The sequence below is a fragment of the Anoxybacillus sp. PDR2 genome (assembly GCF_009834045.1).
Taxonomy (GTDB): Bacteria; Bacillota; Bacilli; order Bacillales; family Anoxybacillaceae; genus Anoxybacteroides; species Anoxybacteroides rupiense.
Map to the genome: position 1 here is coordinate 2,194,404 of NZ_CP047158.1, position 12,229 is coordinate 2,206,632.

14 protein-coding genes are annotated in these 12,229 nt (G+C 42.5%); 4 read left to right on the forward strand and 10 right to left on the reverse strand.

The features are described 5' to 3' along the window. Positions 1–55: 55 nt before the first annotated feature. The 4 genes from GRQ40_RS10480 to GRQ40_RS10495 are packed head-to-tail and all read right to left on the reverse strand — an operon-like array spanning position 56 to position 3,643. Complete coding sequence (locus GRQ40_RS10480; RefSeq protein ID WP_066148618.1) at positions 56–760, reverse strand: IucA/IucC family C-terminal-domain containing protein; 705 nt, start codon at positions 758–760, stop codon at positions 56–58. Beyond that, positions 741–1,574 carry an ABC transporter ATP-binding protein gene (locus GRQ40_RS10485; RefSeq protein WP_159719939.1) on the reverse strand — a complete coding sequence of 278 codons (834 nt, stop codon included), beginning with the start codon at positions 1,572–1,574 and terminating at the stop codon, positions 741–743. Before GRQ40_RS10485 ends, GRQ40_RS10480 begins: the two co-directional genes overlap by 20 nt. Positions 1,575–1,592: 18 nt before the next feature. After that, positions 1,593–2,645, reverse strand: a complete 1,053-nt coding sequence (locus GRQ40_RS10490; protein WP_159719940.1) for a FecCD family ABC transporter permease — start codon at positions 2,643–2,645, stop codon at positions 1,593–1,595. Next, positions 2,642–3,643, reverse strand: a complete 1,002-nt coding sequence (locus GRQ40_RS10495) for a FecCD family ABC transporter permease (RefSeq protein WP_066148610.1) — start codon at positions 3,641–3,643, stop codon at positions 2,642–2,644. The genes GRQ40_RS10490 and GRQ40_RS10495 overlap by 4 nt, the downstream gene beginning before the upstream one ends. Before the next feature lie 215 nt (positions 3,644–3,858). Between GRQ40_RS10495 and GRQ40_RS10500 the strand changes: the two genes are divergently transcribed. Together GRQ40_RS10500 and GRQ40_RS10505 are read left to right on the forward strand one after the other, a co-directional pair. Next, a complete protein-coding gene (locus GRQ40_RS10500; RefSeq protein ID WP_370514206.1) occupies positions 3,859–4,836 on the forward strand; it encodes an ABC transporter substrate-binding protein in 978 nt (325 codons plus the stop codon). Between the two features lie 189 nt (positions 4,837–5,025). Continuing rightward, the gene (locus tag GRQ40_RS10505; RefSeq protein ID WP_066148604.1) at positions 5,026–5,517 is read left to right on the forward strand and encodes a PCYCGC motif-containing (lipo)protein; all 492 of its coding nucleotides are present in this window, start codon (positions 5,026–5,028) and stop codon (positions 5,515–5,517) included. A gap of 35 nt (positions 5,518–5,552) precedes the next feature. On the opposite strand, the gene GRQ40_RS10510 is transcribed toward GRQ40_RS10505, so the two are convergent. The 4 genes from GRQ40_RS10510 to GRQ40_RS10525 form a co-directional block, all read right to left on the reverse strand. After that, positions 5,553–6,305, reverse strand: a complete 753-nt coding sequence (locus GRQ40_RS10510; protein ID WP_236546249.1) for an exonuclease domain-containing protein — start codon at positions 6,303–6,305, stop codon at positions 5,553–5,555. After that, on the reverse strand, positions 6,298–7,335 hold the full coding sequence (locus tag GRQ40_RS10515) for a DUF294 nucleotidyltransferase-like domain-containing protein (protein ID WP_159719942.1): 1,038 nt from the start codon (positions 7,333–7,335) through the stop codon (positions 6,298–6,300). The genes GRQ40_RS10510 and GRQ40_RS10515 overlap by 8 nt, the downstream gene beginning before the upstream one ends. A 2-nt stretch (positions 7,336–7,337) precedes the next feature. After that, a complete protein-coding gene (locus tag GRQ40_RS10520; RefSeq protein WP_159720851.1) occupies positions 7,338–8,648 on the reverse strand; it encodes an ammonium transporter in 1,311 nt (436 codons plus the stop codon). A 453-nt stretch (positions 8,649–9,101) separates the two neighbouring features. After that, on the reverse strand, positions 9,102–9,257 hold the full coding sequence (locus GRQ40_RS10525) for a YozQ family protein (protein WP_159719943.1): 156 nt from the start codon (positions 9,255–9,257) through the stop codon (positions 9,102–9,104). A gap of 341 nt (positions 9,258–9,598) precedes the next feature. Between GRQ40_RS10525 and GRQ40_RS10530 the strand changes: the two genes are divergently transcribed. Then, the gene (locus GRQ40_RS10530; RefSeq protein ID WP_159719944.1) at positions 9,599–10,048 is read left to right on the forward strand and encodes a YndM family protein; all 450 of its coding nucleotides are present in this window, start codon (positions 9,599–9,601) and stop codon (positions 10,046–10,048) included. Between the two features lie 31 nt (positions 10,049–10,079). On the opposite strand, the gene GRQ40_RS10535 is transcribed toward GRQ40_RS10530, so the two are convergent. Together GRQ40_RS10535 and GRQ40_RS10540 are read right to left on the reverse strand one after the other, a co-directional pair. Beyond that, positions 10,080–11,267 (reverse strand): toxic anion resistance protein, encoded by a 1,188-nt coding sequence (locus tag GRQ40_RS10535; protein WP_066148595.1) that lies wholly within the window; start codon positions 11,265–11,267, stop codon positions 10,080–10,082. Then, positions 11,251–11,919, reverse strand: coding sequence for a 5-bromo-4-chloroindolyl phosphate hydrolysis family protein (locus GRQ40_RS10540; protein ID WP_066148593.1), 669 nt, complete (start codon positions 11,917–11,919; stop codon positions 11,251–11,253). The genes GRQ40_RS10535 and GRQ40_RS10540 overlap by 17 nt, the downstream gene beginning before the upstream one ends. Before the next feature lie 162 nt (positions 11,920–12,081). On the opposite strand from GRQ40_RS10540, the gene GRQ40_RS10545 reads away from it, so the two are divergent. Next, entirely contained in the window at positions 12,082–12,222 is a 141-nt protein-coding gene (locus GRQ40_RS10545) for a hypothetical protein (RefSeq protein WP_156450522.1), read from the forward strand. Positions 12,223–12,229: the final 7 nt, after the last annotated feature.

Consider the following 12,229-nt stretch of genomic DNA (forward strand, 5'->3'; position numbering starts at 1 on the left):
GCTGGCCTTTTATTCATAAACAAAATACTCTCCCGTTTTCACAAGCGGGAGAGGTTTAGAAATGATCCTTTTTTAATGGACATATTTTACAATATGAATGCGCCATTGTTGTTTGATAAGAGAGACAGCAGGTTACTCGACGCCCAACCTCCTTTCTTTTTTCCCAAAAACGTGCAAGGTTCATCGTTTGAATGACCGTTTGCAAATCTTCGTTAAGTTGGACGGCAATGTCAGAAAATGCTTCATCCTTCATCAATACGGTTTCATATAGCCAAAAAAGATAAATGGCTATATTTTCCCATAGAATAAGAGAAGGAATCTTGGCAATAGGATGGATTTGCCCAATTAAAGGAGAAAGATGATTTGCAAACAATTCTTCTATTGTTTCTTTGCTCCATTGAATTCGCTTTTGTGCTGATTGTGTATATTGAAGAGGTTCAATCCGAAACGTAGGCAGCCATATTTCCGCAGTATCGTCAGTTTCTAAATAAATACGTTCAAACGGAAGAAACAGCCGTTTATTCCACACTGACATGGCATACAAAGCAATCACAGCAACAAAACTGTAGCGCTTGATAAATATCGAAGCGGCCACTGCCATATTCGGTGCTCCTATTTTTTTCCGTAGCTTTTCGAAATAGTAACGTAAATCCTTTTCATCGAATAACTGAGCAACACAAATAGACAAAGGTGAATCTGTCTGCTTCATGGAAAAACGAAATGGTTCTAATTGACTTCTCTCATAGTCTGAAAGCTCCATTACACTCCTCCTTCTTTTGTGGGGAAATGCGGCGTCCTTTTCCGTGCGGAATACATAGCGGTGTCCCAAACAATGGATCACGGATCACTATACAATCCATTTGAAATACTTCTTTTACTAATTCTGGTGAAATCACTTCTTCTGGTTTTCCCTGTCTATATACAGATTGATCACGAAGGGCCACTATATGTTGAGCATAACGACAAGCTAAGTTTAAATCATGGAGCACCATCACAATGGTTCGCTTTTCCTGCACATTTAATTCATATAATAAATCAAGAATCTCAATTTGATGGGTCATATCTAAATATGTAGTTGGTTCATCCAATAAAATAATGTCCGCCTCTTGGGCCAAAGTCATGGCAATCCATGCTCTTTGCCGCTGTCCCCCGGAGAGAGAATCAACTAAACGTTCAGCTAATGCCTCCATCCCTGTTACTTCAAGCGCTCTATTAACCGCAGCTTCATCCTCTTTTGTCCATTGTTGTAGCCAAGATTGATACGGATAACGTCCTTGTTTGACAAGCTGAAGAACCGTTAGACCTTCTGGAGCTGAGGGGGATTGTGGCAAAATAGCTAATTTTTTAGCCACCTCCTTTGTGGGAAGCTTGGCAATCTCCTCTCCTTCAAGCAGCACAGCGCCACTAACCGGCCTAAGAAGGCGGGCCATGGAACGCAAGAGAGTGGATTTGCCACATCCGTTGCTTCCAATCAGCACCGTAATGTTGCCTTTTGGAATGCTCAAATCTAGCTCCTTAATAATCACGCTATCCCCATATGCCAATGTTAATTCTTTTGTTTGCAACGAATTCATGATACTCCTCCCTCTCTACTATTGTCGGCTTTTATATAGTAGATAAATAAAATAAGGGGCTCCAAGTGCTGCCGTAAACACACCAGCAGGAACTTCGAGAGGGGCAAACATCGTACGTCCCACTAAATCAGCCAGCATGACCAAAATCGCGCCAAGCAACGCAGCCGCAGGAAGTAAGGCCCCAAACGATGAACCAACAAGTCTTCGCGCTATATGCGGTGCCATTAACCCGACAAATCCAATTCCTCCAGCAAACGCTACAGCCCCTCCTGTTAATGCCGTGCTTAACAACAGAAGAAAAAGTCTTTGCCTTTGCAAAGAAACGCCAACTCCCAGCGCAATTTCATCTCCTAGTTCCTGAATATTTAACTTACGTGCTGATATAATGCTGATCATCAATAAAATCAGCGCCCATGGAACAAGAAAAGCGACATCCTTCCAAGAAGCTCCATATATACTTCCCGTAATCCATACATTTGCCTGACTCACACGATAAATCGGACCTGTTATCATTAAGAAAGTGGTTCCAGCCTGCATCAGCGCAGAAATGCCTATGCCGATCAACACAAGACGAAAAGGGGAAATCCCATTTTTCCAAGCTAGCATATAAACCAAAAACACCGATACCGTAGCACCAACAAAAGCCCCAAGGGGCAGCCAGTGAATGCTAATGGTCAATGAATGATTTTGATCACTAAATAGCGCTAAAAACGCAACAACAGCCGCTGCTGCACCACTAGTCATACCGAGTACATCCGGGGAAGCAAGCGGATTGCGAATCATTCCCTGTAAAATGGCCCCTGCTACTGCTAACGACATCCCAACAAACAAAGCTACAATGACGCGCGGCAAACGAAAGGTATGGATCACGATTTTCTCCATATCTGTTCCGCTTCCAAAAAGCGTTTTTGCTACATTCAACGGAGAAATATACGCACTGCCCATTCCTAAGCTCACTAAAAACACGATTAATCCAAACATCAATAATACTAGACTGATAATGACTGCTTTTTTGTCGATAAGAAAAGAAAGATAATTAGTCATGCGAAGCGATAGGTATTTCTTCTTCATTTTTTCAAAATCCCCCTACGGGCAATATAAATAAAGAATGGAACACCAATCAGCGCCGTCATAATTCCGACAGGCACCTCCTGAGGCATTAACACATAGCGCGCGCTAATATCAGCCAAAACTAAGAGAATTCCTCCCATAAGCGCACAATATGGCAACAACCAACGATGATCCGTGCCGACGACCCCTCTTGCTATATGCGGCACCATCATTCCAATGAATCCAATCGGACCTGCAACCGCCACTGAACCGCCCGCCAACAAAACGACAAGAATGGCTGCTGCCAATTTCACCATATTTATGCGCTGGCCAAGTCCCGCCGCCACATCATCCCCAAGCATTAATACATTCACCTTTGGAGCTAACAAAAAAGTGCCAATCCACGCCATGGACAAGTAAGGAAAAACAGCGGCCAGCATATCTAGCTTTCTTCCAGAAACAGATCCAGCAAGCCAAAACAGCACTTCCTCTAACGCTTTTTCATTAGCTGACAGCATTCCTTGGGTCAATGAAGAAAATAGCGCTGCGACAGCAGTCCCCGCTAATGTGAGTTTGATGGGTGTCATTCCTTCTTTTCCGGAAGCGCTTATAACAAATACGCTAACAGCCGCTATTGCCGCCCCCAAAAAAGCGAACCATGTAAAAGCCTGAAAAGAGCTTACATGAAAAAAAGTAATAACAAGCACAATAAAAAATCCAGCACCTGCATTAATTCCGAAAATACTTGGGGAAGCGAGCGGATTTTTTGTCAATGCCTGCATCAGCGCCCCCGCCATTGCTAAACTCGCTCCAACTGAAGCGCCAATTAATGCGCGCGGCAAACGAACAGTTGTAATGACAATATGTTCGTTTGAACCGTCATTATGTAAAAATGCGTCTATGGCCATTTTCCAGCTCGTGTTAGTGTATCCTAAAATAATACTCATCCACATGCTCGCCCCAAGCAGCAAACACGCCAGCATGAGTCCTAAGCCTTTTGCATAATTCGTCTTTAACATTCTACTTGCTCCCTTAATATACTAAAGTTTCTCACCATTAATAAGTCTATTTGATAATGAATCTCATAGTCAATAATATTTTTTAAAATTACCTTATCATTAATTGATACAATTCCTATTTGTTTTATCATATTCTTATTGACAACCATTATCAATACTTTTATTATTGAATCTGTTAATGAAAATGATTATCATTTTTTAAGAGAAAAGGGGGAATTTTCACTGTGCTAAAACATTTCAAACTCACTACCATTATTGCCGCTGCTTTCGCTTTGCTTCTCAGCCTGACTGCGTGCGGAGGAAAAAAGGAAGCACAGCCAGCACAAACAAATGAAAAGGAAAAAGCCCAAAGCTATACAGTAGAGCACGCAATGGGCAAAACGGAAATAAAGGGAACACCAAAACGAATCGTCATCTTGACAAATGAAGGAACCGAAGCGCTTTTGGCCTTAGGAATCACGCCAGTTGGGGCTGTCAAATCATGGACTGGAGATCCTTGGTACGACCATATCCAAACACAAATGAAGGATGTAACAGAGGTCGGCACTGAAAGTGAACCAAACGTTGAAGCTATTGCAGCATTAAAGCCTGACTTAATTATCGGCAACAAATTACGGCAAGAAAAAATTTACGAACAATTGAAAGCAATCGCGCCAACTGTATTTTCTGAAACCCTTCGCGGCAGCTGGAAAGAAAATTTTACGTTGTACGCTAAAGCGGTAAATAAAGAAGAAAAAGGAAAAGAAATCATTGCACAATACGACTCACGTATTGCCGACTTAAAAGCGAAACTTGGCGATAAACTACATATGAAGGTATCCATTGTTCGTTTTATGGCAGGCGATGTCCGAATCTATCATAAAGATTCCTTTTCCGGTATCATTTTAGATCAGCTCGGCTTTGCCCGCCCTGAATCACAAAGCGTAAATGATTTTGCTGAAACTGGCGTCACACAAGAGCGAATCCCAGCAATGGATGGTGACATTTTGTTCTATTTCACCTATGAAACAGGGGATGGCAAAGCGAACGAGCTAGAAAAAGAATGGATTAACGATCCGCTCTTTAAAAACTTAAATGTTGCTAAACAAGGAAAGGTATACAAGGTCAGCGATACAATTTGGAATACAGCTGGCGGTGTGCTTGCTGCTAACCTCATGCTAGACGACATCGAAAAATACTTTTTAGAAAAATAAGGAGGTTTTAAGAAAGCTGCCTGTTTTATATCAGGGCAGCTTTTTTTCGCATCACATTCGACTTAAAGCAACAGATATCGAATAGGAGGACGGACGGCGCCGAAAAATCATCGTCGCCAAAAAGTTGCTGTTTCACATAACTTATGCTAGATTCAAAGTACGTAATGATGAATGAAAGGATGAAAAGCAATGAAACGTACATCTTTGGCAGCGTGCTTCCTCTCCTTAAGCCTACTTGTCAGCGCTTGTTCTACAGAAAAAGCAAAAGATCAAGACCATCAACAGCACGCCAAAACCTATACAACCAGCTCCGGAGATATACGAGAAACAACAAAATCCGTTGATCATTTACCTAGCTTTTTAAACTCCTATGATGAAAATATGGCCGTTCTTTATCAACAAGCTGCGCAACATCGCGAACTGCTAGAAAGCATTCCCTGCTACTGCGGGTGCGGACAATCTGCCGGCCATAAAAATAACTATGACTGCTTTGTTTACGAAAATAAAAAAGACGGCACCGTTGTATGGGATGACCACGCCACGAAATGCGGAGTTTGCTTAGAGATTGCGGCCGAGTCCATTACAGCATACGAGCAAGGCAAATCTATCTCAGAAATTCGCAGCATGATTGATGCGAAATATAAAGAAGGTTATGCTGAACCAACGCCAACCCATTCATAAAACCGTAAAAAAGCTACCGAGGACGGTAGCTTTTTTTATGAATAGATGCTTAGTAGCGTATATAGATCATGCAATGTTTCAATTTGCTTTTGTTTCAACTCTTGCAATAAATTCGTCCAAAGCAGCACCATCGCTTGGACATCGCCATCAGCCGTATGCCTTTTTTCACAGATAATGCGATAATGCTCCAAGGCCGAATCAAGCGTAGAAAATGGCTTGCGGTGAACAGCTTCCATCACCTGCTGCAGCTCTAGAAAGCGCATCGTCCATTTTGTTCTGTAGTTAGTCCAAAGGAAATGGTTAATAAAAGCAAGGTCGTGCGCAATATGATAGCCCATTGAAATGCCTTCTCCCATCAATGCTAAAAAATGATTCATTTCCTCCTTTAGACGCGGTGCATGCCGGACATCTTCCATTGTAATTCCTGTTAATTGCGAAATATGCTCCGGAATCTCTTTTTCCGGACAAACAAGCGTAAAATAAAAATCCTTCATGGTTCCATTAATGGTTTTGGCAGCGGCCAGCGCAAAAATTTCATCACCATTCTTTGGATAAAATCCTGTTGTTTCTGTGTCAACAATAATAAAAGGAATCTGCTCAAGACGCGTATTTATGCTGATCTGCTTTTTCTTCAGTTCATTTAGCATCGCTCGATCCCATGCTTCTTGCTGAAATGTTCGCCCTTCAGTTTCTGATGCAGCCGATATTTTTTCGCGCGGAATTCCAAGGGACAGCAGGCGAAGCGCTCGCTGCCAAAAACGTTGCTGTTCATTCATCGGATCAATCACCAGCCCGCCTCATCACTAAACGCTGTAATCGCCGGGAAATCTTCATGGCTTGTTTTAATTGCGTTCGTTCATGCCGATTAAGAATGTGAACGGAAACATATTCATTGTTGTCTATCGCAAGCGAATACTTCAACCGAAAATATGCGTATGTGAAAAATGCTTCGCGCGTCGCTTCCGCCAGTTCAACTGGCAAAAGCAATTGGGCACTTATTTCCTCTAATCTTTCTCTCGTCCGCATCGCCGCAATATTTCCTTGACAAGCCAAAAACTTCAGCGCATTCACTAATTGGACATAGCCGCTGTACTTCAAATGCAAGCAACCGCTATATGGCCCCCAACGCTCCAGTTGAAAATTGCCGAACCACCCAAGCGGAACCCGCGGAAAAATCACATGCTCCCCTATTCGTTTTAATAAAAGAGAATGGTGATGAATCCGGTCAATCAAAAACCGCTTGCCTTCGACCACTAATTCACTCGCCCCATAGATGGGACGCATATCCATCGCAATCAGAAGAAAACGGATATCATCTGGAAAATGGTGGTCGATATAAGTAGCGATTTGTTCCTGCCAATGACGGAGCGATTGACTCCATCTGCGGTTTGTCGCCATGACATTTCCTGTACAATACGGATAACCCATCTCATATAAATACTTTGTGCCAATCTCAGCTAAATAACGAATGAATATATAGCACTCTTCCTCGGCTTCAGCAGCGCATTCAAACAGAATGCCATGATCTTGATCTGTCCATACCGTCGGCTCTCCCCTCCCAATACTGCCCATTGCATACCAGCACCATCTAGCCGGCGGTCTGCCTACAGACGCGCGCCTAGCCGCTTTCTCGGCAAGCGCGATCGCTTGTTTCATGATGGCATCATGGACATCACTTAAAACATAGGAAAGAGAGGGAATTCTCTCTCTTTCCGTCACACCGCGTAGCTGATAGGCTAGCTCCTGATGAAAACGGCCTAACTCCTCCACCGTTTTAGCTTGGTTGATTTGTTTAATAAGATCCTTTAGCAACCTCATCTTTACTGTTGAACCACTGATTTTGTGGAAGGGTTGATAAACACAGGATCTAATTGCTCTGGATAACCATATGATCCATGCTCGCTAATATCAAGTCCAGAAATTTCTTGCTCTGCCGTAACACGCAACCCAATCGTTTTCTTAAGAAGAAACAGGACAATAAATGACACCGCTGCGACATAAACAGCTGCCCCCAGCACGCCGACAACCTGAACGATTAATTGATGGAATCCTCCTCCATAAACAAGTCCCGCTTCCCCCACTCCAGTAATTTCTACCAAGCGCGGTGAAGCAAAAAATCCGGTCGAAATCGTTCCAATCGCTCCGGCGATGCCATGAACGGAAAACGCATAAATCGGATCATCAATTCCTTTTCGTTCAAAATATACAGATGTCCAAAATGTAACCGCCCCTGCTACGGCTCCAATGACGACCGCAGCCCATGGTTCAACGAAGGCACACGCTGCTGTAATCGCAACAAGAGCCGCTAAAACACCATTGACCATCGCTGGAATATCCGCTTTTCCGATCATAATTTTCGAAGTAACAATCGCCGCTACGGCTCCAGCTGCAGCTGCTAGATTGGTTGTCAAAGCAACATAGCCGAAAAATCCGTCTCCTACAGCCATCGTGCTTCCAGCATTAAATCCAAACCAACCCACCCATAAGATAAAGCCGCCAATGACGGTATATACTTGATTATGTCCTGGAATCACATTTGGTGTTTTATCCTTATTAAATTTTCCGATACGAGGCCCAAGCAAAATGGTGGCAATCAGCGCAGCAACGGCTCCCTGCAAATGAACGACAGTCGAACCTGCAAAATCCTGCATTCCCATTTCTCCAAGCCAGCCGCCTCCCCATACCCAGTGGCCAATCACCGGATAAATCAATACGGTAAAAATCGTTCCGAATGTAAAGTACACTGCCAGTTTCGCCCGTTCCGCAAAACCTCCCCAAGCAATCGCCAGCGATACTCCTGCAAATCCAAGCTGGAATAAAAACTTCAATGCCAGAGGTACATTTGCCCACGATAACGCATCAAATGTTCCATCTCCTTCTTTTAAAAACCATCCTTCCGTTCCAATAAAGCTGTTACCAGTTCCAAATGTAATCGCAAAACCAAACGCCCAAAACGCCAAAGAAGCAATAGAAAAGCTTAAAATTTGTTTTCCGGCAACATGGCCCGAATTTTTCATTCTCGTCGATCCTGCTTCTAATAGGGCAAATCCCGCTTGCATTCCAATCACTAATACAGCCCCCATCATGACCCATAATGAGTCAAGCGCTAACGATATTTCTTTTGGACTCATCTTCATCTCCCCTTCTCCTTTGTTATTATACATAACATATATATGTTATAATATATTACATATATTTCACGGTAGCAACCATTATTTTTTAAGAAAACGATTACATCTTTAAATTTTTTGTAAATTATTATTACATAAAAAAGAACGCCTCCAACAAGGCGTTCTTTTGACATGATAATCGATGAGGAAACCTAACAGGCTTGGAGCGTCGGCCTACATGAACAATGCCGCTCACAGAAACGTGAATAACGGCCCATTGTCCCCCCTTCTCCGTAGAGATGTGTAGTAAGTCACGAGAATTTTCTAAGGCGTGTATTTTTACAGTTATCGTCTATTCAACCTTTCAGTTGTGTTTATATTCATTACGTGTCAACTCATGATCCATTATGTCTCCCTTATAAAAAAACAAATAATGTTATAAAATGTGACATAACTTATCCTAACGATAACACTTTACTCTTCTTCTGACACCACATCGATTGTTCCTTCCATATATACATCATTCACTTGTTCATGAGTTTCTGAAAATCCTAAAGATCTTCGGTCGTTAACTTCCTTATTCTGAATCTCTTCCGTTCTTTTCAAATCACCTTGTTGCTTTTCAGCCATACTAACTTCCTCCTTCATCATCGTGATGGACAGTGTACTCAACCGTTACTCACCTTCTATTTTGAGCCATTCCTCGCGATTCATTCTTAAATGTAAACGTAAAAGAAAATAAAAAAGAAACGTTATGGTTGTAATAAACTGGAGAAAATAGGCCAAACTAACGATGACATGAAATATGGTTAAAAAGGTGGCGAGCACATGACACACTCTTCACACAATAAAAGTTGCAAACAACCAAATCCATCCCATTCCCAACCGAAAAAGACAGGGTACGGGGATAAGAAGCTGAACGGACCGAATCGTCCTGCGGAATAATTCATATAAAAGGATGGCGTTTATCAATGAAGCATATTCTTTCTCTTGTGATTAAGTACATTTTACTTACAACCATATTTTTTTCGATTATTCCTTTATTTCTGAGAGTATCCACGGCGGAGCTTTTATGGCTGAGCCTTGTGATGACATGCTTTGCCTATGCAATTGGCGATTTATGGATTTTAACGCGTTTTGGGAATCTGTCAGCAACAATTGCCGATTTTGGCCTTGTCTTTTTTGGACTATGGATAGGAGTTGGCAGCTTTTATACCGCCTCTGCCGCGGTATTGAATGCCTCATTTTTCACAGCGTTGCTTGTTGCTCTTGGTGAAGCGCCTTTTCACGCCTATATGCAGCAAATCGTATTGCGCGATGGCAAAGCCGCCGAAAAACGTCCGGCTAAGCCTTTGATTCCTTCTGTACAAATGGAAACGGCAGAAGAATTGGACCCAAATCATAAAAACCCAAAAAGCTGACCATCGTTATAAATGCGGTCAGCTTTTTTGATTATTCCTCTCGTTTTAATGATAACAATGTTTGCTTGAGCTGTTCCTCCATATTCACAAGCTCGCGCTCTACTTGCTGGCGCTTCACTCGCCCTTCCTGTTGAATTTTGAGCGTCTCCTCCAATGTGGTAATGAGGTTTTCCTGTGTCTTCTTTAGCGTTTCAATATCAATCAAGCCGCGTTCATTTTCTTTCGCCACTTCAATGCTGTTCGTTTTCAGCATTTCTGAATTCCGGAGCAATAGATGGTTGGTCGTTTCCGCTACTTGCTTTTGCGCTTGTACAGCTTTTTGCTGGCGAAAGAGCGTCAATGCGATCACGACTTGATTTTTCCATAATGGGATGGCGGTGAGAATGGAAGATTGGATTCGTTCGACCAACGTTTGGTTCATATGCTGAATCATCCGGATTTGTGGCGCCGTTTGAATGGTGACTTGTCTGCTTAACTTTAAATCATGAATCCGCTTTTCTAAACGGTCAGCAAACTGCAATAAATCATTGACTTCCTGCATTTCCATTTGATTTCCTGATTGTTGAGCTTTCGCCTTTTTTTCTGGAATGAGCACGGTTCGCAATTCCTCAAGCCTCCATTCGGCTGCCGCAATATAAATGTTGAGCGCATCAAAATATTCTTTGTTCTTCTCATATAACGTTTCCAGCATCATAATGTCGCGAAATAGCAACTGACGATGCCTTTCCAGCTGATCCGCAATTTTATCAATCTCCACACCGATTTTTTGATATTTCGCTACCATCCCTTGAAGCGATTTAGATACAGAGCCAAAAATCCGCGACAAGAAGCCTTTTTTCTCCGGTAACAAATCATCTGGGCGAACTTCTTTAATTTTGGTCATCAGCGAGCTGATCACTTCTCCAACAGGTCCTGCATCTTTTGCCTGAACATGATTTAAAATGGTATGCGAAAACTTTGACAGCTCTGCTTGCGCAGCTACTCCGTACTGAACGATCGCCTGCTGATTGCTAGGATCAATTTGCTTGGCAAGCTGAAGCGCTTTTTCACGATGTTCCTGCTTAAGTGAATCAATCAGCTTGTTTGGTCGCTCTTCTTCAACAGATCCTGCCTTTTGTTCCGCAGGCAAAGAGAAAGGATTTTCGAGGAGCGAATCAAGCGAGCTTGTCCAATCTTGCTCGCGAAGTTCGTTCTTTGCTTCGTTATCGGACGGTTTCATACTTTTTCTCCTCTCTCCACTCTGTGTTTTTTGGTTTGTTTTGTTCTTCAAGAAGCGATTGCTCTAGCAGCCTGGTTTCAATTTTTAAATCGAACACATCATCCGAAAGGATCGCCAAAAGCTGCTGTTCAGCTGAGCTCTCCAGTTCTTCTAAAAGCTTTTCCGTCTTGCGCAGCGCTTCCTTCATTTCTTCACTGCGAACAGGTTGGTGAATAAGATAGGCATACTTTTCAATCATCGTCACTGCCGAATCCAGCTCTTGGATGAAAAATGACTGAGCGACGCGAAACTTTTGCGGCTGCCGTTCAACCGCTTGAATCATTTTATCCACGGTAGCACTAATGTGTGATATCCGCTGCCACATTACCATTGATCGAATCTTTAAACGCGCCCGCCGCATTCTTCGCCATTTTTTTCGCGCTTCTGCAAGTTGTGTGCGTATATAGTCTTTTTCTTCTTTTAAGAGATCGCCGGCATGAATTCGCTGCGATCTCCATTTCATACAGAAAGAGGTAAGCACCATAGCAGCTGTTCCTGATATAAATGAAAGAAAAAATTGATAATCAAGAAGAAAGAAAACGATCGTGGCTGTTATAAAACCGACGTTCCACGAAACAAACCACCGCCAAAGGGTCATCAACAATCGTTTCATTTTTATCCCTTCCTTAAATAAATGGATTATTGATATTATACCATGTCCTCTCCTTTGATACGAAGCAACTGCGATTTTTGTTTCATTTTCGAAAGTCATAAGACAACTTCAAGCCTGAATATGCTGACTATAGCAAGGATTGCCAATGAAGGAGATGAAGAATTGAAAATGAAATATATTGATTGGCAAATGTGTGCATTTGTTGGCTTGACGTTGTTACAAGAATATTGGTGTTATTTTAGATTGCCGCGCATCTATTATTGGTATGCGCTTGAAGATGACGACCATCGCAACGCAGCATAGAGGAAAG

Bases quoted from the DNA above. Each gene is read 5' to 3' on its own strand.
- GRQ40_RS10495 (WP_066148610.1), bottom strand. From the start codon at position 3,643: ATGTTAAAGACGAATTATGCAAAAGGCTTAGGACTCATGCTGGCGTGT.
- GRQ40_RS10505 (WP_066148604.1), top strand. From the start codon at position 5,026: ATGAAACGTACATCTTTGGCAGCGTGCTTCCTCTCCTTAAGCCTACTT.
- GRQ40_RS10520 (WP_159720851.1), bottom strand. From the start codon at position 8,648: ATGAGTCCAAAAGAAATATCGTTAGCGCTTGACTCATTATGGGTCATG.
- GRQ40_RS10480 (WP_066148618.1), bottom strand. From the start codon at position 760: ATGGAGCTTTCAGACTATGAGAGAAGTCAATTAGAACCATTTCGTTTT.
- GRQ40_RS10530 (WP_159719944.1), top strand. From the start codon at position 9,599: ATGAAGCATATTCTTTCTCTTGTGATTAAGTACATTTTACTTACAACC.
- GRQ40_RS10540 (WP_066148593.1), bottom strand. From the start codon at position 11,919: ATGAAACGATTGTTGATGACCCTTTGGCGGTGGTTTGTTTCGTGGAAC.
- GRQ40_RS10485 (WP_159719939.1), bottom strand. From the start codon at position 1,574: ATGAATTCGTTGCAAACAAAAGAATTAACATTGGCATATGGGGATAGC.
- GRQ40_RS10525 (WP_159719943.1), bottom strand. From the start codon at position 9,257: ATGGCTGAAAAGCAACAAGGTGATTTGAAAAGAACGGAAGAGATTCAG.
- GRQ40_RS10515 (WP_159719942.1), bottom strand. From the start codon at position 7,335: ATGAGGTTGCTAAAGGATCTTATTAAACAAATCAACCAAGCTAAAACG.
- GRQ40_RS10490 (WP_159719940.1), bottom strand. From the start codon at position 2,645: ATGAAGAAGAAATACCTATCGCTTCGCATGACTAATTATCTTTCTTTT.
- GRQ40_RS10535 (WP_066148595.1), bottom strand. From the start codon at position 11,267: ATGAAACCGTCCGATAACGAAGCAAAGAACGAACTTCGCGAGCAAGAT.